Raw genomic sequence first — 24,904 nt, 5'->3', positions numbered from 1 at the left:
AAGCACTGCTATCGCAATCACTAACTCAAGGACTGAGAAGCCGCGAGTTCGTTCCCAAAAAAGAATGAAACCACCTACAAATCAACACTGAAACTTGCGTTCAATTTAGCAGCCGAGAAAACTATTAAGGCGATTTAAAGGCGGTATTTAGGGCTAGGCAGAAAAATGAAATGTACTAAAAGCAACATACGTGAACGCGGTTTAACCTTGGTCGAGATTACTATTACTTTAGCCATACTTGCTGTATTAATTGGTCTTGCTTATCCAAGTTACATGCAACAGGTTAGGAAAAGCCATCGAATGGTGGCACTTGGTGATATGCTTGCCATCCAACACGAACTTGAACGAAGCTATGACAGTGGCTACCAGTTCACCATATTATTTCATCGGGCAACTGCTTGATTTGTAACTCACCGGCAACGCGGTATCAATTTGACGTCACAATAGACAGTCATGCGGCATACATCATCAAAGCGGTAGCTCAAGATTTGCAGCAACAGAACCAAGATAGCTGTCTCAACGACAACAAAACAATGACGCTCAACGCCTTAGGCGAAACTACGCCCAGCGCTTGTTGGGGACAATAAAAAAGCTCGCGACGATTCGCGAGCTTTAACAACATTTGAAAAATCTTAACTGGTTAGATCATCAAAGAATTTTTTCACACCATTGAAGAAGCCTTCTGATTTCGGCTTATGCTTGTTAGCAGCATCACCACCACATGACTCTTCAAACTCACGTAGTAGCTCTTTTTGACGAGAACTTAGCTTAACTGGAGTTTCAACGACTAGTTTCACGATTAGGTCACCCACACCGCCGCCACGCACACCTTTCACGCCTTTACCACGCATACGGAACATACGGCCTGTTTGAGTTTCTTCTGGCACTTTAAGGCTGACACGACCATCAAGGGTAGGCACTTCTACTTCACCGCCTAATGCTGCTTGAGCAAAGCTCACGGGCACTTCACAGTAGAGGTTGTTACCTTCACGTTCAAAAATGTGGTGCTCTTGAACGTGCACTTGAACGTACAGATCACCAGCTGGTGCGCCGTGCTCTCCCGCTTCACCTTCACCAGATAGACGAATACGATCGCCGGTATCTACGCCAGCTGGAATTTTAACATTAAGCGTCTTAGTCTTCTGGATACGACCTTGGCCATGACAGCTATTACAAGGGTCTTTGATGATCTTGCCTTGACCATGACAGGTTGGACAGGTTTGCTGAACCGCAAAGAAACCTTGGCGCATTTGAACTTGACCATGTCCATGACAGGTGCCACAAGTTTGTGGTGAAGAACCTTTCTTCGCACCGCTGCCATCACAAGTTTCACATTCAACAAGCGTTGGAACTTCAATCTCTTTCGAAATACCACGAACCGCTTCTTCTAACGTCAGTTCCATGTTGTAACGTAAGTCAGCACCACGTTGTGCACGACTCCCACCACCACGGCGACCACCACCAAAGATATCGCCGAATACATCACCGAAGATATCACCGAAATCAGCACCAGCGCCACCAAAGCCGCCACCACCCATACCACCTTGTTCAAACGCAGCATGACCATACTGATCGTAAGCCGCTTTCTTTTGTGGTTCGGTAAGAATTTCGTACGCTTCTTTTACTTCTTTAAATTTCTCGGCAGCGGTTTCATCACCCTGGTTTCTATCTGGGTGATACTTCATAGCAAGGCGCTTATACGCCTTCTTGATATCGCGCTCTGATGCGTCACGATCAACGCCTAATACTTCGTAAAAATCACGTTTTGACATATTACTTGTTACCAATTACTTCGACAAACAGCCCTGCGCTGTTTGGGGATTGTATCGTTCTAGATAAAGATTTGGGTCCTTGGAGGTAGTTTCCTTATCTAGAGCGACAGTGTCTACAAATTTGCGGGCGTAAAGGTTACCCCAAACGCCCGCAACAATCACTTTTCGAGAACCCAGAAGAAAGGTTTCTCTAAGCTAGAAGGCTCAAGCTCAAGGAGATGACGCGCAGTTTACGTGAGTAAATGAGCATCATCGACGCCGAGATTGGGTCTTCTAGCGACGAGAATTATTTTTTCTCGTCTTTTACTTCTTCGAACTCAGCATCAACAACATCGTCGTCTTGCTTAGGCTGTTCGCCAGCTTCAGCGCCTGCACCTTGTGCTTGAGCTTGCTGCTGTGCAATTTCCATTAGCTTTTGAGCTGCTGCCATTAGCGCTTGTACTTTCGTATCAATCGCTTCTTTGTCATCACCTTTACGAGCTGTTTCTAGCTCAGTGATTGCTGTTTCAATCTTCTCTTTCTCATCAGCAGGTAGCGCTTCACCAGCTTCTTCTACTTGCTTACGAGTACCGTGAATCATTTGGTCTGCTTGGTTACGTGCCGTTGCTAGCTCTTCGAACTTTTTGTCCGCTTCTTTGTTCGCTTCAGCTTCTTGAACCATTTTCTCGATGTCTTCATCGCTCAGACCGCCAGACGCTTGGATAGTGATCTTCTGCTCTTTACCCGTCGACTTGTCTTTCGCAGATACGTGTAGGATACCGTCCGCATCTAGGTCGAAAGTTACTTCGATTTGAGGCATACCACGAGGTGCAGCTTGGATACCTTCTAGGTTAAATTGACCTAGAGACTTGTTGTACATCGCCTGCTTACGCTCACCTTGAAGAACGTGGATAGTTACCGCATTCTGGTTGTCTTCTGCTGTAGAGAAAACTTGGTTCGCTTTTGTTGGGATAGTGGTGTTCTTCTCAACTAGCTTAGTCATTACGCCGCCCATAGTCTCGATACCGAGAGATAGAGGAGTAACGTCTAGTAGAAGTACATCTTTAACATCACCCGCTAGTACACCACCTTGAACTGCAGCACCCATTGCTACTGCCTCGTCTGGGTTCACGTCACGGCGAGCTTCTTTACCGAAGAACTCAGCTACTTTCGCTTGAACCATAGGCATACGAGTTTGACCACCAACTAGGATTACGTCGTTGATGTCGCTTACTGATAGCTCTGCATCAGCTAGAGCAACTTTTAGTGGCTCAAGAGAACGTTGTACTAGGTCTTCAACTAGAGATTCTAGCTTCGCACGAGTCACTTTTACGTTCATGTGCTTAGGACCAGTTGCATCTGCAGTCACGTAAGGTAGGTTTACGTCAGTTTGAGAAGTAGAAGAAAGCTCGATCTTCGCTTTCTCTGCTGCTTCTTTAACACGCTGCATTGCTAGTGGGTCGTTCTTAAGGTTGATACCTTGCTCTTTTTGGAACTCTTCAACTAAGTAGTTGATCATGCGGTTATCAAAGTCTTCACCACCAAGGTGCGTGTCACCGTTAGTTGCTAGAACTTCAAATGTTTTTTCGCCTTCAACTTCGTCGATTTCGATGATAGAGATATCGAATGTACCACCACCAAGGTCATAAACAGCGATAGTGCGGTCGCCGCCTTTCTTGTCTAGACCGTAAGCAAGTGCTGCTGCTGTTGGTTCGTTGATGATACGTTTAACTTCTAGACCTGCGATACGACCAGCATCTTTCGTTGCTTGACGCTGTGCATCGTTAAAGTAAGCAGGAACAGTGATAACTGCACCAGTTACCTCCTCACCTAGGAAGTCTTCTGCAGTTTTCTTCATTTTCTTAAGTACTTCAGCAGATACTTGAGGAGCCGCCATTTTTTGGCCTTTCGCTTCTACCCATGCATCACCGTTGTCAGCCTTAACAATTTTGTAAGGCATGATTTCGATATCACGCTGTACTTCTTCGTCTTCAAAACGACGACCGATTAGACGCTTAATAGCAAATAGCGTGTTCTCTGGGTTTGTAACTGCTTGACGTTTAGCTGGTTGACCTACTAGCGTTTCGCCGTCCGTGTAAGCAATAACCGATGCGGTTGTGCGCTCACCTTCAGCATTTTCGATTACGCGTGGTTTGTCACCGTCTAGAACAGCAACACAAGAGTTAGTAGTACCTAAGTCAATACCAATGATTTTACCCATCAGGCTATCTCCGAATAAATTCTATTGTTTCGTATGCAAGCTCCAGTATGGAGCATTGAGCCGGCAATACACCCGCTCGCAATAGGTTTGTTTTATCTATGAACCTTAAATAAGGGCTGCAAAATGCTTTTCAAGGGAGGAAGGTAAAAAAAATTAAGTTTTTTCCCAAGAAATTAGAAAATGTCTATAAAACGGGCAACTAACTCTCTGAAAGCACGGCTATCCATAAAAAAGCGGAGCCTTTTAGGCTCCGCTTTGCAAATCGTTAAATAAGGTGATTAGGCACGGCTTTCAGTAAGTTGAGCTTCTGAACCTTGTTCAACATCAAGCTCATTCTCGCTACCCGCTACAATCGTATTGACTGCAGTATCACCAACAACGTTAGAACTTGTGCAGAACATGTCATTAATACGGTCAACCGCGGCAACAATAGCTAAACCTTCTGGCGGCAAACCTAGTTGGTGCAGGATAACGCCGATCATGACAACGCCGCCACCCGGAACACCACCAGCACCAATAGAAAGTAGTAGAACTGTGAAACCTAGTGTAAACAGGTCACTCATTTGAATTGGCTGACCAAACGCGTTGGCGATAAAAATAGTTGCGATAGCAATATAAATAGACGCTCCTGCCATGTTCATCGTTGCACCTAGTGGAACACCAAAACCAGCTACCGATTTAGACACACCAATTTTGTCAGTCAAAGTACGCATCGTTACTGGAATCGTAGCGTTCGAACTTGCTGTTGATAGTGAGAACAGTACCTGCTCACGAGTCGCACGAATAAACTGTGAAGGAGTCATCTTGGTAGTTGCGCCCACCATTAATGGATACACAACAAAAATCCAAAGCACAAGGATACCAACAACCAGTGCCACATAACCTGCCACTGAAGCTAGCGTACCAGCATCTAGAGTTGCACCTAGTTGAATCATAAGAGCAAACACACCGTATGGAGCAAGACTCATGACTAGACCAATGAGCTTCATCATGATGTCGTTCGCTACTTTGAACGCATTCACAGCAGGGCCGCCCTTCTTATCCAATGCTTGGATGGCAAGACCTGTCAAAATTGCCATGAAAATGATTTGCAGCATATCGCCATTTGCAAACGCCTGAATTGGATTGCTTGGAACGATATTAGTGATCATTGAGAAGATATCAGGGGTTGTGGTAGAGGTAATTTCAATGGCTTGAGCTACTGTACCACCAAGGTTTGCACCTGCGCCCGGCTGAACGATCATACCAATGGTTAACGCGAAAGTGATAGCGACGACGGTATTGAGAATATAAAGCGCAAAAGTTTTACCGCCTAAACGGCCAAAAGAGTTGATGTCTTTAAGTTCTACGATACCGCAGACAATAGAAACGTATACGAGTGGAACAACCAGCAGCTTGATAAGCGAGACGAACATGCCGCCCACACCTTCAGCAAATCCAAGAAGGTATTGATCAAAGAGGCTGACACCTGCGAATAAGTATTGAATCGCTGTACCAATTAACAGGCCAGCAAATAGACCTACGAAGATCTTTTGGGATAGTGATTTATTCATTCATAAACTCCAGAATGTTGTGTTTAGTCCCTGTGTTTTTATAGTTATTTACTTTCTTATTAGTAGAAAGCTCAGGGCATCTTACAGATCTGAAGCTCAAAATAAAGCATTAATTTTACATTTTATTATCCAAAATTTAAAAGATCATCACCTAATTTTTTCAAATTAATCCAGAATAAACAACCAAAAAAATGAAGCCTATCAGGCTTCATTTCTCTATAAATCCAAAACCAATGGGTTAAACCTCTACTGTCAACCCCCTGGCTGTTCGCTTGTTATTTAGACACCATAACCATTGCAGGTCTGATTACACGGCCATTTAGTTCGTAACCCTTTTGCATAACAAACATAACTGTGTTTGGTTCATGGTCAGCACTTTCCTGAATAGACATCGCTTGATGCAGTTCTGGATTAAACGCTTCGCCCTCAGGGTTGATTTCTTTCAAGCCAAATTTAGCAACCACATCAACAAACGTTTTGTGTGTGAGTTCTACACCTTCAACAATCGGCTTCACCGCTTCGTTTTCAGCATCAGCCGCTGCGATTGCACGCTCAAGGTTATCGATAACAGGAAGTAATTCTTCAGCAAACTTATTCAGTGCATATTTACGAGCCTTGTCAATCTCTTGCTCTGTACGGCGACGCATATTTTCTACGTCTGCTTTAGCACGAAGCACCGCATCTTGCTGTTCTTTAACTTTGGATTCACTCGCTAATAAAGCCGCTTCTAGTTGAGCAATTTTCGACTCTTGAATATCTTGCTCGGATTCTTCGTTCCACTCGACATCAGCGTCAGAACCAACAACATCAGCATCCGCTTGCTTTGCTTGCGCTTCTTGAGTGTGCAGCTCTTCTTGGTTTACCTTATTTTCTTCGTTGCTCATGGTTTCTCCGGAATACTCAATTCAAGGCAATGTGAATACGACTGTCCATAAAACTTTGGATCAAAATCATACCAAACACTGCATATATACATACTTTGGGTATATTATGGGGATGAAGATTTGTGATTCAAGCACTATTAGTTTGGAAGTGATATGAAAAAAACCTTTGAGGTGATCGCCATCATAGGCAAACCAAGAGCACAGAAAGCCGTTCAAACCCACAAAGAACTGTTTCACTGGCTTACCTCTAAAGGCTACAAAGTATTAGTGGATGACCGGCTTATCGACATTCTTGTTGATATCCCAAGGCAACACTTTTTTAGCCTAGTCCGTATTGGGCGTGAAGCTGATCTTGCCATCGTCGTTGGTGGCGATGGAAATATGCTTGGAGCTGCGCGAGTACTCTCTCGTTTCGATGTTGCCGTTATTGGCGTTAATCGTGGTAGTCTTGGGTTTCTCACTGATTTGAACCCTGAAGGGTTTGAGACCGCTCTCGAAGCCGTTCTTCAAGGAGAGTACCGCGAGGAAGAACGCTTTCTTCTGGAAGCCGAAATACATCGCCATGGGCAGATAAAAAGTCACAACGCTGCACTCAACGAAGCGGTATTACACCCTGGGCAAGTCGCCCATATGATTGAGTTTGAGGTCTATATCGACGATACGTTTGCATTCAGCCAACGTTCAGACGGACTGATCGTATCTACTCCGACAGGGTCGACAGCATATTCGCTTTCAGGTGGCGGGCCCATTTTGTCAGCGAACTTAAATGCGATCTCTCTCGTCCCAATGTTTCCTCATACTCTCTCTAGCCGACCACTAGTTGTCGATGCGAACTGTCGTATTAAATTGATTGTCTCGCCTGATAACCGCGGTACTCAAGAAGTCAGCTGTGACGGACAAATCTCTTTACCCGTTTCCCCGGGTGATGAAATTCATATTTATCAAAGCCCGAATCGGCTAAAACTGATTCACCCGAAAGATTACAGCTACTATCACGTACTGCGAAATAAGCTTGGTTGGTCAAGCAAATTATTTTAGAGATCAGTTTGATAAACCCCAGCGTTAAATGCTGGGGTTTTCGTTTATCGGGCCTAATTTGTCGCCAAATACAACAATAGTGCGTCCAATCACATAAAAAATTACCTGCACAACTTTACTGTATAAAGAAACAGTATATACTGAACTTACATACAGTAGTGTTCATTTAAACAGGTAAGCAAAAATGCTGTCTCATCTAAGTGTTAATAATTTTGCCATTGTAAAATCTCTGCAGTTAGAACTCAGTACAGGTATGACAACCATCACCGGTGAAACAGGTGCGGGTAAGTCTATTGCAATTGATGCTTTAGGGCTTTGCTTGGGAGGTAGAGCCGAAGCCGGAGCGGTTCGCGCGGGTGAAGATAAAACCGAAGTTACCGCTGCATTTGTTATTGAAAACAACCAACAAGCAACGCGTTGGCTCGAAGATAATGACCTGTTTGATGGCACTGAATGTATTTTAAGACGCACCATTACCAAAGAAGGTCGTTCGCGTGCGTTTATCAACGGCAGCCCTGTTCCGCTGTCACAATTAAAGTCACTAGGACAGCTTCTGATCAATATTCATGGCCAGCATGCTCACCATCAGTTGATGAAAAGCGATTACCAGTTATCACTACTGGATCAATACGCAGGGCATACTAATCTGCTACAACAAGTTCGCAATAAATACCAAGCATGGCGCAGTGCCGACATTGCCCTCTCTCAACTGAAGGAAAACAGTGCCAACAACCTCGCTCAGCTTCAACTTTTAGAGTACCAAATAAAAGAACTCAACGAGTTAGCCATCGGTGAGCAAGAGTTTCCTGAATTAGAACAAGAACATAAGCGGCTATCTAACAGCGGAGAGCTTGCCATCACATGTCAACAAGCCATTGATATCATCTACGAGGGTGACGAAGTCAATGCCCTAGGCATGCTACAAACCGCCAGCAGCAAACTGATTCAACTGGCCGAATTAGATAGTGAATTATCAACATTACCTAATATGATCGAAGAAGCGCTGATTCAACTCGAAGAAGCCAATACTGAGCTACGTAACTACCTCGATAAAATCGATATGGATCCAGAACGTATGGCTTTTGTGGAAGAACGGTTTTCAAAGATTATGTCGTTAGCTCGGAAGCACCACGTGTTGCCTGAAGAACTTTACCAACATCATCAAGACCTTCTCTCGCAAATAGAAGCACTGGATTGCTCTGACGAAAAACTCGCAGCAATGGAAGACGAAGTGACTGCACACTTCGATGCTTATGTCCGTTCTAGTGAAAAACTTAGTAAATCTCGTGGGCGCTACGCAAAAGAGCTCAATAAATTGATCTCACAGAGCATGCATGAATTGAGCATGGAAAAAGCTAAGTTTGCGATTACCGTAGACTTCCAGTTGGAACACCCTTCTCCAACGGGAATGGATAATGTGGTTTTTGTCGTCTCAACCAACCCAGGTCAACCAATGCTGCCGATTGCGAAAGTCGCCTCTGGCGGTGAACTATCTCGAATTTCACTCGCGATTCAAGTTATTACTGCCCAAAAAGTTGACACCCCTAGCCTTATTTTTGACGAAGTAGATGTGGGTATCAGTGGTCCAACTGCAGCCGTCGTAGGCAAAATGCTACGTAAGCTTGGTGAATCAACTCAAGTTCTGTGTGTGACTCACTTACCTCAAGTTGCTGGTCATGGCCATCAACAACTGTTTGTCACTAAAACCACCAAAGCGAATCAAACTGAAACCAGCATGTTGACGCTTAACGAGCAAGAACGTATCACCGAACTAGCAAGGCTTCTTGGCGGCAGCCAAATTACCGACAGTACGTTAGCCAATGCAAAAGAGCTGTTAATTGCTGCGTGATTACGAGACTTCCTGATAGTTCCATCAGATTGTTGTTTTAAGCAAGGATTGTAAGCTAACTCATAAAATAGCGTCTCTAGTTACAAACTAAGACAGACAAGTTTTTACTTCTGCTTCATCCTTGTTTATTATCTTTGCAGTCTCAAAAATCAAAGTCGTAAATTAAAGCTATGCAATTAAAAAAGTGGTTGATCGCATTACCACTCGCGTTCACGATGCTGACAGGATGTTCAGTGATCGAAAAAATCGTTTATCGTATCGATATCAACCAAGGTAACTTTGTTGAGCAATCAGCTGTAGAACAGCTACGCTTTGGCATGACAAAAGAACAAGTTCGTTTTGTACTTGGTTCACCGATGCTGATTGAAAATGGCTACCCAAACACGTGGTACTACATCTATCACGCGACGAAAGGCCACGATGCTCCCGTACAACGTAATCTGGTTGCCAATTTTGATTCAACAGGCACTCTTACCAGTATCTCTGGCGATTATGAAGCCAGCGACCAGTTCTACGAAAGCTTGAACTAACACAAAAAAAGCTCGCAATTTGCGAGCTTTTTTTATTTAGGCGGGATGAGATCGTGATTAGTTTGATGACGACTCTGTTTTTCTCTGTACCGCAGGCTTACCACCTGTCACAGGATCGGCAGTTCCGGCCATTTTAGCCTGCTCTGCACGTTTACGACGGATTTCTTTGGGATCTGCTAATAAGGCTCGATAGATCTCAATACGGTCTTTGTCACGAACCGTCGCGTCTAATTTTACATTACGACTAAAAACACCCACTTTGTTGTTATTAAGATCAATTTCAGGATAAACCGTAAGAACACCTGATTTTTTAATGATCTCTTCAACCGTCGTTTCGTGCTTCACCACCAATTGGAAAATACGTTGCTCATGAGGTAATGCGTACACCACTTCAACATGGATTAATTGGTTATCAACACTCATAGGTGTACACCTCTTTAGCACGCTTAGTAAACGCACTCACCATATTGCTAGTCACATCGTGGAAAATCTTACCAAATGCTAATTCAATCATTTTGCTAGAAAACTCAAATTCGAGCTGCAACTCTACTTTACACGCTTGGTCATCAAGTGGAATAAAAGACCAGACGCCTTTCAACGCTTTAAAAGGACCGTCTACAAGCTCCATAAGAATTTGGCTTCCTTGCACCAAGGTATTCGCTGTAGTAAATGTTTTACTGATCCCTGCTTTTGAAACGTCGACTGACGCTACCATTCCTGAACTCGACAGCTCAATGACTCTCGAGCCCGAGCAACCTGGTAAAAACTCATGGTAACTGTCAACATCATTGACCAAGTTAAACATTTGATCAGCACTGAACATCACTAATGCTGAACGCGTCACTTGTTGCATAAAAATTCCTCAACTTAAAAGGCTGTCTTCGATTCTACTGTTTACCTTGAGTTAGCTCAAGTTAGTCGACCTTACGTTTCGTCATAATCAAGCAGTGTTAACGTCGTGAATTTATCGATCAAGCACATAAAAGCCTTTCCTTAATCCAAAAACAGACCTTATAATGACTCCATTATGGTAAAGAAGAATTCAAAGAAAAAAGCGGGTAGTAATACCATCGCTCAGAACAAAAAAGTTCGCCACGAATATCACATCGAAGACGAAATTGAATCTGGAATTGAGCTGCAAGGATGGGAAGTAAAATCACTTCGCCAAGGCAAAGCTAATATCGCAGAAAGTTACGTCTATATCCGTGATGGTCAGGCGTACATCAGCGGTATGTCTATCATCCCACTTAATCAAGCCTCTACGCATATTGTGGCTGAACCGACTCGCGTTCGTAAGTTGCTGATGCACCGTCGTGAACTGGACAAACTGATTGGTCTGGTTAACCGTGACGGTATGACTTTGGTCGCTACTGCCCTTTACTGGTCTCGCTCTTGGGCGAAGCTAAAAGTTGGCGTCGCCAAAGGTAAAAAGCTTCACGATAAACGCGCTGATTTAAAAGAAAAAGATTGGGCTCGCGATAAAGCACGAATTATGAAGAGTAATTTGCGTTAATAGTGACCACTTAAACTTGCAGAGCTAGACAGCGTAAGCTTTTCTGGTACTATGCAAGGAACACTTTGGGGCTGATTTAGGATTCGACAGGAATTTTGCAGTCTGAGGTGCATGCCGTGGGGCGGTTGGCCACGTAAAAAGCCGCAAAAAAATAGTCGCAAACGACGAAAACTACGCACTAGCAGCTTAATAACCTGCTCAGAGCTCTCTCGCCCTAGCTTCCGCACGTAAGACGGGGACCAACGAGGGATCAAACCCAAACGCGCTAGCCCGGATTTTCCCACCTGAGAGATGAACGGCGAATTATAATTCAGGTTAGCCATTAACTAGCGTGTCGGTTCGCAGGTTGGTGGTGAAATTAAAGATCGACTAAGCATGTAGTACCAATGATGAATGGTTTCTGGACGCGGGTTCGACTCCCGCCAGCTCCACCAAACGTTTGGAAAGGGCGGTAACTCTCTGAGTTATCGCCCTTTTTGTATTTTATCTCTCAAAAACTTGGCTGTTGGTACTAAAAAATGGTACTAAACATGCGCTATCTATCCCTATCAAAAACTGGAATTTGGCAATTTCGTTATCAAATACCAGAAACCAAAAGAGAACTGTTTGAAGGGCGTCGAGAACTCAAACGGTCTTTACGTACAACTGATATTTCTCATGCACGAATGTTAGCACTTGAGATAGAGCTATCGATACTTAAGCAAATCAACGGCAACAGCAAAACTGAAAATAGCAGTTTTGCTCTCGGTCGTACTCAACCAACTATAACGGCATCATCAAAGCCAGCCTCTGCCCCTGACACGGCAAAACTCCTTGATATGTATTGCGAATACAAAGCTAACTTTGTCTCAGAAAAAACGCTAGAAGGACAAAGAGCAAAATGTCGAATTGTTCTAGATTTACTTGGTCATAAATCGATTAGAAGGATCCGACGCCGAGATGCGGAGTTAGTCCAGCAACAACTGTATCACTTCCCTTCAAACGCAAAAAAGAATGAGGATTTCAAATCACTTAGTAACGCCGAGATATTGTCTCTGAACAAACAACTTAGACGGACGAGCCTATCGGAGGGAAGCGTTAAAGATTATATGCAAAAGGTCTCTTCATTCTTCGAATGGTGTATGCAAAATGAATACACTGATGTTAACCCATTTAAATCATTAAAATTTAGAAAATCCGCACGAGATCGTGATAGCAAAAATCATTACTCAATGGAGCACCTATACACTATTTTTAGCAATGAAGGCTTCAACAAAAAGCCATTCAAGCATACATATCAGTATTGGCTCCCTATTCTCGCTTACTACACAGGAGCTCGGCTAAACGAGCTATGCCAACTCTATACGGACGATATAGTCGAAGTAGATGAAGTATGGTGTATTCAAATCAGGGCTGTCCGCGAAGACCAACGACTTAAAAATCTTAACAGTGAAAGAACCGTTCCAATCCATCAACAACTACTCAACCTTGGTTTTATTGAGTTCGTGCTTCAAAAACAAAGCGGGCGAATCTTCAACGAGTTATCACTCCAGCGCGATGGGTATGGAACTCTTGCCAGTAAATGGTTTGGGCGATTGAAAAAACGACTAGGATTCGGTAACGGGTTTGATTTTCACTCGTTTCGCCATACCACTGCCACAAATCTTAAAAATAAACAGGTAAACGTTGATGTGGCGGCATCTCTACTTGGGCACTCGACTAAATCAATAACGTACGATCGTTACGGTAAAAATCACGAAATTGAGCTGTTATACGATGCAATCAATAAGATTCCAGAGCTGCCTGTTTTAGTTCCTAAACTTCGGTTCTAAAAACTGCCAGTTCACAAATATCTTCATTTTTAGACGAAGACGACCTAATTTTTGCGTTCTGAGAGACAAAACTTATCGCTGACTAGTTCGAAATGGATTTTTTTTGTTTTTTTTTCACAAAAAACTGAAAACTTGACATTTGGTATAGTGTTGAAAAAACGTAAACTAATGCAACTGGCACTTTTAACTGCAACAAAAAAACCAACAAAGTCAATAGCTTGAGGCTATTCCTTAAGTTTGATTTCTGTGATTAAAATATTAACCACGAACTCATTATTACGAGCGTTTAGTTCGAAAAGAAAAGGAAAAGCGATGAACAAGAAAAAGTCTCCGTTGGCGCTTGCGATGTTTAAATCGAAGCATCAACCAACAGCACTCTCACACGAAAGGCCATTTGAGAGGATCCCTATTGCGAAGCTTTATGAACAGTATGAGCGCATCCAACTAGAGAGTGGTAAGAGCGAAAAAGCTGCGAGAGAAACCCGATTCTGTGTCGCCTTACTTCAAGAGGTGACTGGAGCCACATATCTCGATGAGATCGATTACGAGTGTGCCTTAAATTTTAAAAGGGCTCTTAGTGTCTATCCCAAAAACAGAAAACGTATTCCAGAGCTTGCTAACACCGAAGGTTTTGAGGCTATATATTTGGGTTTTGAGCTTGGAAAGGAAACACTTTCAACAGCAAGGTGTTTGAAAATAATACAAGGTAACTCAAGCTTCATGGAGTTTGGGGTCAAGATGTCTCAGGTAAACCAAAACGTTTTTAGCAAGCTAATGACAAAACGTGAAGTAGTGAGCAACAGGCGTCACTCCTTTGATGATGATCACCTAAACCTAATCTACAACATGGATGAATATCTAGAGCATAGGTATCTGCACCCTTATTACTACTGGGTTCCTCTAATGCTAAGGTTCACTGGTACTCGCCTAAACGAAGTATGCGGTCTATTCGCGACAGATATTGTCCACATAGATAGCATCCCTTGCATTGTGATCAACGAAGGAATGGAGGGACAACGAATCAAGAACAATAACTCCGTGCGTCTAATTCCTATACACTCTGAGTTAATTCGACTAGGTTTCATGGACTTTGTTGAGTCTCGCTGCGGAGGTCGTTTGTTCCCTGAATTACCACTAGTTAATGGTTACTACTCGCACAACGCGTCAAAATGGTTTGCGCGACGACGATCGCAATTAGGTTTAGGTAAAGGCCTAGACTGCTACTCATTCCGCCACAGATTCATCACGGAGCTGCGTGAAAATGATACGTCATTTCCAACCATTATGAGCATCGCTGGGCATGTTACGAGTACAGAGGAAAAACGATTAGGAGATTGGTACAAATCTCCGACTCATCAAGCTTACTCGCATTCACTTCATCCATCAGTGACCCAACTGCATACGGCTCAAGCCTCCACAAAGGCACCGTTAAGCACCCAGTAACAATTACCTTTGCGATACACACACAAAGCTTTAAAACTGTCCCAATGGCCACTTAATGAATAAGAAACCACGGTTCGTTGTCAGAAGACGCACTAATTTCATTCGAAATCATCATTTGCTTTTCTCCTTTAATAAAGTTCTTCAAGCTATCTCGCAACGGGAGACCAGTTAGAAGTCAGCTCGCTTTCGCGCCAGATATAAACCTGTATCCCCTTCATTACAAAAGGGCATTCGCTTTCTCTAACCTCCTTTACCTGCATACCTATCGGCGACCTTCACAGGCTGCTTTCCCATAGGGAGATATACAGGCTTACCCTGTTCCGTATGTCGCGTAAAATGTCAACTTAGATGCCCACAATGGTGCGGAGAGTGCAATGACCACGAAAGAGTAATGTCCAATCTCTTTCCGACTCTCGTTGCCTTTTGGCTACAGCGTATTAACCACTTCCGCTGCTTCATCATATAACGCGCCTTAAATGGATTCACATTACATTCATCATATTGACTCCCCAGCACTCACCCGAGCTGTGGTTCTCAGGAGGAACATCTTCTCACGATTCCGTTCCCACTCAGCTAACGCCTGAGTTTCGTTACATTGTCGGTTCCGCTGCTTTATTCAGGAACCTAGGGTCATCTGGTGATACAGATGGTTCACTCTTATCGTGGTGAACAACGCTTCATACGACTTCAGGTTGCACGGACAAAAACGAGTTACTCAAAATCGAGTATTAGAAATCTGTGAATAAACACAAGTATGGAGAATCCTAAATTGGTGTCCAACACGAATGTCGCAGACCAGCTTTACACCAACCGTAGGCCATAGCATCAAGTTAGGTCGCCGGGGTTATCCCGGTAGTGATTGTACTCACTTAACTCGGCGTCCCGAATTGGTAATAAAGATCACGCTGATAGACAGGACCATTTTAAACAAGCGCTAACAATGATTAATCACAGAGTTTTTTACATTTCATATGCCTTTGAGTTCTGGCATCAAACAAACATTAATTGTATCGCCTTGATATTCAATCGAAGAGGCTAGCTCACCATTTATAACTACGTTAGGAACACCCATTTTAGCCAAATCTCTTATTGAGTAGTACCACCCGTGCGTTTCCTTTGTTAGTTGACATTTTTCTGAACTAGTTTGACCATAGACTGTAATGTCTGGGTCAACATTAATGTACTCGAAAAATGCATCTTCTTTTTCGCGTAGCCGAGATATAAACTTTATTAACTCTTCTTTATTACTCGAGGGTGACGAAGCATACCAAAGCTCATCTGACTGTCTTGGCCCTCCGTGCCAACCAATAAGAGAGCCTTCTTTAATTATGACAGTTTTTGCAGCTGGAATGACATAATTTGCACATGCAGAAAAACAAAGTTTATCAACTTCAACGTTCAAATTATTTTCTTTGATGAAATACCCAAGTTCGATACCCGAAGGCACATCACCGCCAGGGCTAGTTATTCTAAGCTTTTCAATCTCTACACCAGAGTTTCGAACAACTCTTAATGCTTCCAAAACGCTATCGCCAGATATGGGACCGTCAAAAACAAGCGTCGTTCCAGAAACCGTCACATTGTGCTCGGGCATGAAAATAATTGGGGTACTGCTACAACCCGACAACAATGCTAGTGATAATATCGAGAGGGAAACTAACCTCATTTTCTGAGCTCCATTTTCTATTAGTTTAATTCTATTTTTTTAACAGTGCATGGGTTGCCAGCAGCCATGCAGTTGGCGGGAATGTCTTTCGTCACTACACTACCAGCCCCAATAACTGCACCGTCGCCAATTTTCACACCAGGGAGAACAATACACCCGTAACCGATCCAAACGTCGTTTCCAATGGTGACAGGCTCAGCTTCAAGCATATCAAGTTCATCCGAATGGCCACGCCGTGTAAGCGCATGGCCGCTACAATCCATAATCACTGTATTAGGACCAAAAATCACATTGTTTCCTATTGAGACTTTGCCGTAGGCACAGATGGAAGTACCTTGGAGCACACATCCTTTGCCAATGATTATTTTTCCAAACGGCCTGTCGTTAACAGAGACACTGGTCAGTTTAGTAACACCAGAAGGGAAGGCTGGGACATGAGACGACTCTATGTAACATCCCGAATCAATTGAAATAGCTTCTCTTCCATTCTCAAAATGCTCAAACCCATTTGCCCCGACTTTGGTCAAAGTTATCGAAGGGCACCCAGAAAATGTCACCCAATTATCCGAACCAAAGTACTTGCCATATTGTTCCATCAATTCAACTTCAGATAATGCCGAATGATTATCTGGACAGAGTATTCTTTCATGGTTATACATCTTGAGCTTCCTGCTTGAAATTATTTGGGATTTCCTGAACGAGACCACCTTCCATGAGTAGCACTCGATCAGCTGATGCTATCGTCTCTGGACGATGAGCAATCATCAAAATAGGCGTATTGATTTCTTTAAACATCTGACAAACAAACGACTCCGTATAGATGTCTAAGCTACTTGTTGCTTCGTCCAACACCAGAAACTTAGGCTTTTTATACAGCGCCCTTGCAATGAGAATTCTTTGTTTTTGGCCTCCAGAAAGGCTAGACCCCATCTCGCCAACCAGAGTGTGGTAGCCCATGTTGAGACGTTCTATGTCATCATGAACACCAGCCCTGCGGGCACACTCGACTAGCCACTCTTCATCTAAATCGCCAGCGAAAAAAGTGATGTTTTCGATAATTGAACCACTAAACAATTGGTCTTCTTGCAGTACCGCACCAACTTGGTTTCTTAAAGATTTGGAGGCTGTCGACTTATTGCCAAAATAATTGATGCTACCCGACGTAACGGAATAAATACCCAACAAGAGTTTAGAAATTGTTGACTTACCACAACCAGACGGCCCAACTAACGCAACAATCTCACTACTTTTTACACTGAAACTAGCACCGTTAAGAATAGGAGGCTGATCTTTTCCGTAGGAGAAGTAAACATTATCAAACTCGATAACCGTATCGCTTGGATTATTGGTTACAACGGGTAACCCCAAGTTTTCAGGAGCACTGTCCGATTCTTTTTCAGTTAAGACAATATCCGCCAAACGCTCGTTGTACACAGATAACATCTTAAACTCGAAGTACTTATCAATTAAGGAACTAATACTGGCTGAGAATCGACTTTGATATGAAAGAAAAGCCATGAGCATGCCGATTGTAAATAGTCCATTCAACACTAAGTTTGCACCAAACCAGAGAACCGTAGCGGAAACAAGACTGACAATCGTTACATTCAATGTATTGTAGATCATCCCAAGCTTTTGCTCGTTTAGCTGGGCATTTCTGCGATTTATATTAAGATTCCTCCAAGAAGACTCACGCCATGGTAGCGTCCCGTTAACTCTTAAGCTCAATACACCACGAACTGTCTCTATGAAGTAGCTTTCTTCTTGAGTACTGGCTTCCCAAGTATTTTCTTCGGCGCGTTTAAAAGCCCCAAACCACGCGAATCTGAGAGCGATGTAGCCTACCGCCGCCGCAATCGCTATGAAAGAGAGCTGAGGACTGTAAACCAACATAACCGACAGTGTGCCAACCACTAACACTAAGTCGAGTAAGGCCTGTATAGCGCTAGTCGTTAACGTTTGTTGAATGACATCCACAGCAGAGAATTTAGCACTAATGCTTCCGATATCCCTTTTTTCAAACCAATCTATAGGTAATCGAAACAAATGATGAAAAACATTTGCCGCCCACTGCATATTGAAATTCACGGATAGCTTGATTGTCGCCCATTGCTGAGCAAGGCCGATTAGAGTTTGTGTCGCTGTTACCATGAGTATGGCTCCAGTGACAAGTACGAGGAGGTTTTTGTCATACCCCACCAAGACTTCATCAATCACAATCTGGTTAAAGATCGGCAAAGTAAGCGCTAATACCTCTAGTACCAATGCGAACACAAAGATTCGACCCAGTGCCCCTTTAAGACCAACGGTTTTACCAATTAAAGTTGATAGCCGAACTGCTTTGCTTTCAACTTTTTCCTCAAAGTCGTGGGTGGGTGTTAGCTCGAGCGCGATGCCTGTGAAATGCTTATTGACTTCATCATGACTCAGTGTCAATGCTCCGTTGGCAGGATCGTGAATTTCAACTTTCTTACCACTCACTTTTTTTAGTACAACGAAATGGTTTAAGTTCCAATGCAAAATGCAAGGTGTGGCTAGTTGGTCAAGTTCATTAAGATCTAAGCGTACCGCACGGCCAGAGAGCTTGAGGAGTGCACCGCACTCAATGAGCCGTGCAAATGACATCCCATGCTGGGTTATGCCGCACTTTGCTCTCAGCGAACGCAGGTCGGTTTTGTAACCATGCCAATCAGCAATCATCGCGAGGCATGCAATACCACATTCCGCCTTTTCCGTTTGTCGAATTAAAGGGAGCTTCTTTCCCCACCCCCAGTCTATCAACCCTTCTACATGCATGATTACATACGCCCTTTGATGGTATACAAAGGCTCTAACAGCCACTCGTAAACCTTACGTGTGTCCAGTTCAATATCTGCGGTCAATGTCATTCCTGGCACAAACATTTGCTCCTCCCCATAAACCGTAATAGTCGGTTTATCGAGTTTTACTCTCACTTGGTACAAACCAACGCCACCATGAGTACGCGAAAGCTGGCTTTGTATTAAAGGGCTATTTGGCAACATCTCGGCAGAGACTGCAGATTTTGATACGGATGCAATAACACCTAGCTGGATGCCAAACTTTTCATAGGGAAACGCATCAAACCGTAGGCGGACATCTTGACCTTCTTGAATGAAACCTATACTGCGACTCGGCGCATATAACTCAACAACGACTGGCTCTTCCCCCTCAGGGATAACAACAAGAAGAGGTTGCCCTTTGTTCACTGAGTGACCTTCTTTAACGAAAATTGACGCAACCACACCGTTAATCGGTGATACTACCTGCGTATCCGTTTGGTAAAAGTACTCTATTTTGTTTTGAGCAATTTGTTGTATCTGGCGATCTATCTCTTGTAGGGCAATGTCGAGCTCTAACTGGAGAGTGCCTTTCGTTTCTTCTAGCTTGGCTTTTTCTCTTACCAACCGCTGTAAACTTAGACGCTGGGTTTGTCCCTTAGCTTCTAATGTTATTAGCTCAAGTTTTTGCCTTTGAAGTTCAATAGCGGAGAAAAACTGCTTGTTAACCAACACTTGCTGTTTATCAACCAAACTTTGAGCAAGACTTAACTCCTGTTCAGATAAGTCAACAACAGCATTTAGTATGCCAGCCTCTTCTGATAAACGTATCAGGTCATCATCAATAACCTCTAGCTGATGTTGATATTTCTCTACTTCTTTGTTTCGGCGTTCATTTAACAATGTAATTTGATTTTCAATAGTGGAAACAATTCGCTGTTTAACGCCTTGACCAAACTCATCATATCGCTCAGTTTTTATCTCATATAGCGGCTCACCAGAGCGCACTATTTGGCCTTCCGTAACGAATACATTTTCGGCATAGCCTTCATCATTCGCCTGCACTTTGACAATACCACCTGTCGGACTGACAACTCCATTAAGTGTGTCTCTGCGCGTATACTCAGCAAAAACAACGAAAAAAATAATAGTCATCAAAACGAACACAGATGCACCTACGAATAGGTGCTGATTCAATGACGCATCAATCAAAATAGATCCTTGATGGTCTGATTTCTGCGCCTCAAAATACTCTGGCCGATATAAATGTTTGGCTCTTGCTACCACGGGTAATCCTTTCCCTAAACAAACGGACTAGAGCTGGGTCACTGCGATTTCTTGTCGCTTATTTGTAATTAACTTTGTATTCACTTTTTTCGCCGACAAATCAACACCGCATTGGCAAATTTTAGTCCTGCATTTAGTGGGTTTAGTAGGAAGTTCAATGTTCTCGTCGTAAATGGAGCCAATCGGGCCATCCTGCATACACCAAGAACGGTAGATGTCACCGCTAAATGTAACAACTAAACTATCAATACCAGCGTAACAGTCCCAGCCAACAAAATTTGTTTGATCATTGGCGATCAGATCAAAAGTCGACAGATTTTTAGTTGTACCATCTGCATAATTGACTTCTAACTCAGCCATGGACGGCGGAAGCGTTTTTAATTCCGGACGACCGCGAAAGCCTTTCATTATCTGCTCTTGTTGAGGGGTGTACGGATACTTCTTAGTAATTCCACCATGGCCGAAGCCTTCAAAAAGTGGTTGTAAAGCAATGGAGCAACGAACTTTCTGTTTTAACTTGTTTGCAAACGCTAGACAATCATCAAACCGCTCGGGAACCATCATGATGTTAACGTGAAAGCGGGTTGTAGCAGACCCTTCAAGAACTTTAGAAACTTCAATAAAGTGAGACTCATTTTTGATGTCATTAATATGATAACTGAGGCTAACACCAGATAAATATTCAGCATTGTCTTGCCACCAAGATAATTTCTTAGAACCATTAGAAACTATTGTAACTAACCCCTCATTTTCTTTGATGTACTGAATTAATTCTCCAAAGTAGCGTAAAAGAGTTACTTCCCCACCACCAAACTCGAAAGACAAGCCACCCCCTAAAGATTTCTTCTGAGATATTATAAGGTCAATAAATTTCTTTGACACTTCTAAAGTTGGCGAATTAATATTTCCATTTCGTAGATCACTGTGGCAATAGTCACATTGGTAGTTACACTTATTTGTTATTGCCCAGTTAACAAAAAACAAATCATTGTAACTAGATATATCTGATATGTTCACGTCAATTCCTATGCCTTATTTTTATTAGAAAATTAAATATTCCAACATTAGTAAAAAATAAAATAACACATGATAAAATCGCTTTATAACCTGTAGGAAGCCCATTATCCAATGAACAAAAAAACAAAATACTACCCACTACTATAGATATTAAAACTGTTATCATTTCAGCTCCTTTAAATTAAGGCCAATCATGACTAAATCGACTGACCTTAATATTAATTATATGTTACATGTTCCGCTCATAGCTGCAGAGAAACCACCTGCAACAGCTCCAGCTACAGCTCCTTTGAGGCCTCCCATGTATCCGCCAGCCATCCCGTTAACAACCGCTCCTGTTGCAATAGCTTGTCCACAAGCACGACTCGGAGAGTTAGCTTGTTGCGCAACAGCACTTGGCGAAGCAGGATAACCACTAGAGTTACCATCACCACCACCATCAACCATTGATATTTCATCAGCACTTAAGTTATACATAAGTTATTTCCTTATATTTGAATTACAGTAAAAGAGTACTGCGCTCATAAAAACTATCTTGTTAACCAGCCTTTTTTCTTTCCAAGAATTTCATCAGAATAGCCAAGTAAGTTTGGTAGCCATGTAATTGCTTCTAACAAAGCAGAATACATTGGTGCTTTTAAAACCTGACGATTTGATAAATCACCAGATAAGTTAAAGTCTCTTATATAGGACTGCACCAACAAAAAATAGATCATTATATTGGCTGCACCGATTACTATTGGTACCCAAATGCCCATTGCCACCATAAATCCTAATAAAATAATGCTCGACGGAAATAAGTATTGTGCCGCAGTCAATAGAAACCAAGGAGATGCACACAATCCAGCTATCCAATGTGTTTTCCATGCTTCGGCATAAGCTTCAACTCGTCCACGAGCCCAACGCCGACGTTGATTAAATAATCCCTTAGCATCAGTGGGACACTGCGTAGTTGCCTTGGCTTTTGGTGCATAACCTGTTCGATAGCCATTTGATATTGCCTTCCAGCACCAGGCAATGTCTTCGACTAACCACTCACTCCACCCACCTAACTTTTCCACTGCTGAAGCGCGGTGAGCAACAAATGCGCCGGCTAATACGGGAACACAACCAAGTTTGTCTTGTGCGGCTCTGATTGCACCATAAAAGCTAATATGTTCGTAGTGTTGCAGTTTTCCAATGAAACTGTCTTTATGATTTTCCGGTGTAATATAGCCACAAACGGCAGCATATTTATCATCAGACCAAAGTTTAGTAACCAGTTCATAGATACCGTTAGGTTCAATATAAGTATCGCTATCTACAACGACATACACATCCCCAGTAGCGACTCCCAGTTCTAAGACATGGTCTAAAGCGAAGCCTTTCCTTCCACCGTTGACCGCTCTTTCAACAATCTGGAAGTCGTGATTAACTTCAATGTTAGAAATCCACTCTTTAACTTTAGTGATTGCATTATTCGTTGAGCCATCATCAATAACAATAACTTGAATCCGACTTGAATAGACTTGTTCATTTGACTTGTTCAATGCACAGACTAAATGCTCTTCATTTTCATTATAAAAGGCAAAAATACAGAAACTTTTGGGTCGTCGTCATTTTTACAGTTCGACTTTCTAAGTTTATAACACCCAAACAAAACAAGAGTTGTAATAAATGACAATAAAGACGTTGTAATTAGGATTATTTCTATAATATCAATCATAGTCATCTCACTTATGATAAATAACTATTAATAAGTTGACTAACAGATTGATAGTCGTACTTTGTATTCAAGTATCCTTGAAGCATGGTAAAGGATGAATATTTGGCCTTTCGCAAAGGGAACCCTACAGACTTAACTTCCAAACCGAGGGCCTCTGCTTCAAAGAGGATATTCTGACGAAATTCTTGATCATTAAAGCGAGTAATAAACCTGCGCTCTTCGCTTTTAAGATGCTCTTTTAAAAGAATCGCTTTATCGATATTGGATTTTGAATGCTCTTCAATGCCTAACTCAAATAGCAGAAACTTATTCTCATATTCGTCAAGTAATCTCGAAAACTCCGATGAGTAATCTCTTATTTGACTTAATGTCAATCCACCTCTTGAGTAGTGATTGAGCGTGTCAATGAAGTTAATGAGCCAGGATTCGATAAGTTCGTGGTCATCCCATACGGCCCCAACACCATTTGCCAGAACATAATTTCCGAAATCGGGCACTGCTGTTATTGTGCCAAAGTCTAAGAATCGACCATCAACCGAAATATTTGAGCTGGTTAGAGAACCGTGTGGGATGCCTTTTACTCTTGACGCTGCAATCTGACACGCGAGTCGGTCGACCATTATATTGAGGGCATCGCCTATGGAGGCGTTTTTCTTATCGCCTAACAACAAACTTGGGAGATAAGGAACGGCCTTTCTTACGCGGTTTGCGTCATTATCACGAAGAAAACTATAACTTTCCTCTGGCCAAAAAAAAGTGCAACGCTCAAAGTGGGCAGGGCGTACCGATACTTCCCTGATTGCTAAAGCACAGTGTTTATCTGGTGCATCATCTAAGTATCCAAACTTATGCTTTATATTCGTTTTAATAATAGCTAATGTACGTATCGCTCCGTAGGGCAAGTGCTTGTGGCAAATTTCGCCCCAAATGGCTTCACTGATCGCTTCATCAATAAACAACTTGCCGTGTGAATGGCTTTCAGACATATTTGCAGCGACTAACGGATTACGACCAATTCCTTTAATCTGAAAGTACCCATTTAAGCCACACCGGGCGCTCCCACCATTGCATATTTCATGACGTGAACCATACTGGTCAGCCATAAATGATTTCTTGTCACTAGTTACAATTCTAGTTTTCTTGGCATAGCCTTTTGATACGTAGCTAAAGTTCTCGATCAACTCACTTTTAATGGCGTTTTCATCAAGGTCGATTTCATACTCCTGTATAAGCTCTTTATTGATCCAAACGACTTCACTATCTTTTAGTTTATAGGTATCAAACAGAACAAAGGATTCTTGAGGGAGATATTTATCAATATAAGGTGTATTATTTTTCCCTACACACTTATGTGTTTTGAGAAGTTCAGTAGCCATAAACAGTCCGTTTATTCGTTTTGATGATATTTCCTTGGTCGTCTCGAATACAAATATTGATCTCACGTCTACTTATGTTCGCAGACGTCATTACATACTTATATAGCTCCTTCAACTGACTTGCCCTATTTTTTTCAACAAACCAATCAACAACAATTAGATTTCTTCCCTCATTCCAATTCATTGGTTTAAGCGAGAATCTAGGCTGAGTCATATAATGAGATAGCGTTAAATCATCAACCCAAGCCCATATCAGGGCGGGATTCCACTTTGAATAAATATTAGCCAAATATTATTTTTGAGCGATATTCACCAGACCAACCTGACTTTCTACGTTTGGCAGCCAAGCTATCTTTGTCACTCTCATCCTGCTTTATCGTGTTCAACGCAGCACGATTAAATGCCGCTAAGTGAGCAGCTCCATCTGGGTCTTTTACTTTTAGTTCATCTTCTCTGAATACG

Annotated in this window: 22 protein-coding genes, 1 other RNA gene and 1 pseudogene; 9 read left to right on the top strand and 15 right to left on the bottom strand. The window is 42.6% G+C overall.

The genetic code is table 11. The annotated features are described in order from the left end of the window. The first annotated feature begins 165 nt into the window (after window positions 1-165). Together VTH8203_RS25210 and VTH8203_RS25205 are read left to right on the top strand one after the other, a co-directional pair. Window positions 166-402, top strand: a complete 237-nt coding sequence (locus VTH8203_RS25210; RefSeq protein WP_244181278.1) for a type IV pilin protein — start codon at window positions 166-168, stop codon at window positions 400-402. Beyond that, complete coding sequence (locus tag VTH8203_RS25205) at window positions 399-587, top strand: hypothetical protein (protein ID WP_244181276.1); 189 nt, start codon at window positions 399-401, stop codon at window positions 585-587. The genes VTH8203_RS25210 and VTH8203_RS25205 overlap by 4 nt, the downstream gene beginning before the upstream one ends. Before the next feature lie 45 nt (window positions 588-632). On the opposite strand, the gene dnaJ is transcribed toward VTH8203_RS25205, so the two are convergent. From dnaJ to grpE, 4 genes are all read right to left on the bottom strand, one after another. Beyond that, a complete protein-coding gene (dnaJ, locus tag VTH8203_RS20465; RefSeq protein WP_096995310.1) occupies window positions 633-1,772 on the bottom strand; it encodes a molecular chaperone DnaJ in 1,140 nt (379 codons plus the stop codon). A 286-nt stretch (window positions 1,773-2,058) separates the two neighbouring features. Next, on the bottom strand, window positions 2,059-3,972 hold the full coding sequence (gene dnaK / locus VTH8203_RS20460; protein ID WP_096995309.1) for a molecular chaperone DnaK: 1,914 nt from the start codon (window positions 3,970-3,972) through the stop codon (window positions 2,059-2,061). A gap of 278 nt (window positions 3,973-4,250) precedes the next feature. Beyond that, window positions 4,251-5,525 carry a dicarboxylate/amino acid:cation symporter gene (locus tag VTH8203_RS20455; RefSeq protein WP_096995308.1) on the bottom strand — a complete coding sequence of 425 codons (1,275 nt, stop codon included), beginning with the start codon at window positions 5,523-5,525 and terminating at the stop codon, window positions 4,251-4,253. Between the two features lie 275 nt (window positions 5,526-5,800). Further along, window positions 5,801-6,409 carry a nucleotide exchange factor GrpE gene (gene grpE / locus VTH8203_RS20450; protein WP_096995307.1) on the bottom strand — a complete coding sequence of 203 codons (609 nt, stop codon included), beginning with the start codon at window positions 6,407-6,409 and terminating at the stop codon, window positions 5,801-5,803. Between the two features lie 153 nt (window positions 6,410-6,562). Here grpE and nadK point away from each other — a divergent pair, with 153 nt between their 5' ends. The 3 genes from nadK (at window position 6,563) to bamE (ending at window position 9,826) form a co-directional block, all read left to right on the top strand. After that, window positions 6,563-7,447, top strand: coding sequence for an NAD(+) kinase (nadK, locus tag VTH8203_RS20445; RefSeq protein ID WP_096995306.1), 885 nt, complete (start codon window positions 6,563-6,565; stop codon window positions 7,445-7,447). Window positions 7,448-7,631: 184 nt separating this feature from the next. Beyond that, window positions 7,632-9,296, top strand: coding sequence for a DNA repair protein RecN (gene recN / locus VTH8203_RS20440; RefSeq protein WP_096995305.1), 1,665 nt, complete (start codon window positions 7,632-7,634; stop codon window positions 9,294-9,296). A gap of 170 nt (window positions 9,297-9,466) precedes the next feature. Further along, window positions 9,467-9,826 carry an outer membrane protein assembly factor BamE gene (bamE, locus tag VTH8203_RS20435; RefSeq protein WP_096995304.1) on the top strand — a complete coding sequence of 120 codons (360 nt, stop codon included), beginning with the start codon at window positions 9,467-9,469 and terminating at the stop codon, window positions 9,824-9,826. Between the two features lie 57 nt (window positions 9,827-9,883). Here the strand turns inward: bamE and VTH8203_RS20430 are convergent, their stop codons facing one another. Continuing rightward, entirely contained in the window at window positions 9,884-10,249 is a 366-nt protein-coding gene (locus VTH8203_RS20430) for an RnfH family protein (RefSeq protein WP_096995303.1), read from the bottom strand. Further along, complete coding sequence (locus tag VTH8203_RS20425) at window positions 10,239-10,679, bottom strand: SRPBCC family protein (protein ID WP_096995302.1); 441 nt, start codon at window positions 10,677-10,679, stop codon at window positions 10,239-10,241. The genes VTH8203_RS20430 and VTH8203_RS20425 overlap by 11 nt, the downstream gene beginning before the upstream one ends. Before the next feature lie 174 nt (window positions 10,680-10,853). Between VTH8203_RS20425 and smpB the strand changes: the two genes are divergently transcribed. The 4 genes from smpB (at window position 10,854) to VTH8203_RS20405 (ending at window position 14,593) form a co-directional block, all read left to right on the top strand. Further along, a complete protein-coding gene (gene smpB / locus VTH8203_RS20420; protein WP_006072527.1) occupies window positions 10,854-11,339 on the top strand; it encodes an SsrA-binding protein SmpB in 486 nt (161 codons plus the stop codon). Between the two features lie 67 nt (window positions 11,340-11,406). Next, window positions 11,407-11,773, top strand: a transfer-messenger RNA (tmRNA) gene (gene ssrA, locus VTH8203_RS20415). A gap of 96 nt (window positions 11,774-11,869) precedes the next feature. Further along, a complete protein-coding gene (locus tag VTH8203_RS20410; protein ID WP_096995561.1) occupies window positions 11,870-13,150 on the top strand; it encodes a site-specific integrase in 1,281 nt (426 codons plus the stop codon). 312 nt (window positions 13,151-13,462) lie between these two features. Beyond that, the gene (locus VTH8203_RS20405) at window positions 13,463-14,593 is read left to right on the top strand and encodes a site-specific integrase (RefSeq protein ID WP_096995301.1); all 1,131 of its coding nucleotides are present in this window, start codon (window positions 13,463-13,465) and stop codon (window positions 14,591-14,593) included. Window positions 14,594-15,560: 967 nt separating this feature from the next. On the opposite strand, the gene VTH8203_RS20400 is transcribed toward VTH8203_RS20405, so the two are convergent. The 9 genes and pseudogenes from VTH8203_RS20400 to VTH8203_RS20355 all read right to left on the bottom strand — a co-directional run. Continuing rightward, window positions 15,561-16,259: a hypothetical protein gene (locus VTH8203_RS20400; RefSeq protein ID WP_096995300.1), complete on the bottom strand. Its 699-nt coding sequence runs from the start codon at window positions 16,257-16,259 to the stop codon at window positions 15,561-15,563. Window positions 16,260-16,279: 20 nt separating this feature from the next. Further along, window positions 16,280-16,918: an acyltransferase gene (locus VTH8203_RS20395; protein ID WP_096995299.1), complete on the bottom strand. Its 639-nt coding sequence runs from the start codon at window positions 16,916-16,918 to the stop codon at window positions 16,280-16,282. Beyond that, window positions 16,911-19,055 (bottom strand): peptidase domain-containing ABC transporter, encoded by a 2,145-nt coding sequence (locus VTH8203_RS20390; protein ID WP_096995298.1) that lies wholly within the window; start codon window positions 19,053-19,055, stop codon window positions 16,911-16,913. The genes VTH8203_RS20395 and VTH8203_RS20390 overlap by 8 nt, the downstream gene beginning before the upstream one ends. A 2-nt stretch (window positions 19,056-19,057) precedes the next feature. Then, complete coding sequence (locus tag VTH8203_RS20385) at window positions 19,058-20,344, bottom strand: HlyD family secretion protein (RefSeq protein ID WP_096995297.1); 1,287 nt, start codon at window positions 20,342-20,344, stop codon at window positions 19,058-19,060. 27 nt (window positions 20,345-20,371) lie between these two features. Next, complete coding sequence (locus tag VTH8203_RS20380; RefSeq protein WP_244181274.1) at window positions 20,372-21,361, bottom strand: radical SAM protein; 990 nt, start codon at window positions 21,359-21,361, stop codon at window positions 20,372-20,374. A 222-nt stretch (window positions 21,362-21,583) separates the two neighbouring features. After that, the gene (locus VTH8203_RS20375; RefSeq protein ID WP_096995296.1) at window positions 21,584-21,838 is read right to left on the bottom strand and encodes a hypothetical protein; all 255 of its coding nucleotides are present in this window, start codon (window positions 21,836-21,838) and stop codon (window positions 21,584-21,586) included. 53 nt (window positions 21,839-21,891) lie between these two features. Continuing rightward, window positions 21,892-22,890, bottom strand: a complete 999-nt coding sequence (locus tag VTH8203_RS20370; RefSeq protein ID WP_244181273.1) for a glycosyltransferase family 2 protein — start codon at window positions 22,888-22,890, stop codon at window positions 21,892-21,894. 187 nt (window positions 22,891-23,077) lie between these two features. Continuing rightward, window positions 23,078-24,442, bottom strand: a complete 1,365-nt coding sequence (locus VTH8203_RS20365; RefSeq protein ID WP_096995295.1) for a protein adenylyltransferase SelO family protein — start codon at window positions 24,440-24,442, stop codon at window positions 23,078-23,080. 281 nt (window positions 24,443-24,723) lie between these two features. After that, a pseudogene (locus tag VTH8203_RS20355) lies at window positions 24,724-24,904 on the bottom strand (ISAs1 family transposase); the annotation flags it as partial.

It is taken from the genome of Vibrio thalassae, assembly GCF_900089835.1.
Lineage (GTDB): Bacteria > Pseudomonadota > Gammaproteobacteria > Enterobacterales > Vibrionaceae > Vibrio > Vibrio thalassae.
The sequence above is the reverse complement of the archived record's forward strand: the minus strand, read 5'-3'. Positions and strand labels throughout refer to the sequence as shown.

Coding starts and splice junctions, on each gene's coding strand:
- VTH8203_RS25210 (WP_244181278.1), top strand. CDS start 166: ATGAAATGTACTAAAAGCAACATACGTGAACGCGGTTTAACCTTGGTC.
- dnaJ (WP_096995310.1), bottom strand. CDS start 1,772: ATGTCAAAACGTGATTTTTACGAAGTATTAGGCGTTGATCGTGACGCA.
- dnaK (WP_096995309.1), bottom strand. CDS start 3,972: ATGGGTAAAATCATTGGTATTGACTTAGGTACTACTAACTCTTGTGTT.
- VTH8203_RS20455 (WP_096995308.1), bottom strand. CDS start 5,525: ATGAATAAATCACTATCCCAAAAGATCTTCGTAGGTCTATTTGCTGGC.
- grpE (WP_096995307.1), bottom strand. CDS start 6,409: ATGAGCAACGAAGAAAATAAGGTAAACCAAGAAGAGCTGCACACTCAA.
- nadK (WP_096995306.1), top strand. CDS start 6,563: ATGAAAAAAACCTTTGAGGTGATCGCCATCATAGGCAAACCAAGAGCA.
- recN (WP_096995305.1), top strand. CDS start 7,632: ATGCTGTCTCATCTAAGTGTTAATAATTTTGCCATTGTAAAATCTCTG.
- bamE (WP_096995304.1), top strand. CDS start 9,467: ATGCAATTAAAAAAGTGGTTGATCGCATTACCACTCGCGTTCACGATG.
- VTH8203_RS20430 (WP_096995303.1), bottom strand. CDS start 10,249: ATGAGTGTTGATAACCAATTAATCCATGTTGAAGTGGTGTACGCATTA.
- VTH8203_RS20425 (WP_096995302.1), bottom strand. CDS start 10,679: ATGCAACAAGTGACGCGTTCAGCATTAGTGATGTTCAGTGCTGATCAA.
- smpB (WP_006072527.1), top strand. CDS start 10,854: ATGGTAAAGAAGAATTCAAAGAAAAAAGCGGGTAGTAATACCATCGCT.
- VTH8203_RS20410 (WP_096995561.1), top strand. CDS start 11,870: ATGCGCTATCTATCCCTATCAAAAACTGGAATTTGGCAATTTCGTTAT.
- VTH8203_RS20405 (WP_096995301.1), top strand. CDS start 13,463: ATGAACAAGAAAAAGTCTCCGTTGGCGCTTGCGATGTTTAAATCGAAG.
- VTH8203_RS20400 (WP_096995300.1), bottom strand. CDS start 16,259: ATGAGGTTAGTTTCCCTCTCGATATTATCACTAGCATTGTTGTCGGGT.
- VTH8203_RS20395 (WP_096995299.1), bottom strand. CDS start 16,918: ATGTATAACCATGAAAGAATACTCTGTCCAGATAATCATTCGGCATTA.
- VTH8203_RS20390 (WP_096995298.1), bottom strand. CDS start 19,055: ATGCATGTAGAAGGGTTGATAGACTGGGGGTGGGGAAAGAAGCTCCCT.
- VTH8203_RS20375 (WP_096995296.1), bottom strand. CDS start 21,838: ATGTATAACTTAAGTGCTGATGAAATATCAATGGTTGATGGTGGTGGT.
- VTH8203_RS20365 (WP_096995295.1), bottom strand. CDS start 24,442: ATGGCTACTGAACTTCTCAAAACACATAAGTGTGTAGGGAAAAATAAT.